The sequence below is a fragment of the Pseudomonas sp. PDM31 genome (assembly GCF_019218965.1).
In the GTDB taxonomy this organism is placed as follows: domain Bacteria; phylum Pseudomonadota; class Gammaproteobacteria; order Pseudomonadales; family Pseudomonadaceae; genus Aquipseudomonas.
Window position 1 is genome coordinate 1 of sequence record NZ_JAHUWS010000059.1, and the last position, 211, is coordinate 211.

General features: G+C 60.7%; 1 protein-coding gene. It reads left to right on the forward strand.

What is annotated here, in order from left to right; genetic code table 11:
* Positions 1–211 (forward strand): VCBS domain-containing protein (locus KW839_RS27455; RefSeq protein WP_218426058.1); only part of this gene is annotated, 211 nt, incomplete at both ends.

The following is a 211-nucleotide window of genomic DNA, read 5'->3' on the forward strand; positions in this document are numbered from 1 at the left end:
GTGCTGACCAACGATGTGCAGGGCGCTGACCGCGTACCTGTCGGTGAAAACTCCGGACCGATCACTCCCGGCACTTTCAATGGTACCTACGGCACCCTGGTGCTCAACGCCAACGGCACGTACACCTACACCCTGAACACCACTGACGCTGATTTCAAAGCCTTGCACGGCGGCGGTGACGGCACCGAGACCTTCAGCTACACCCTGACCG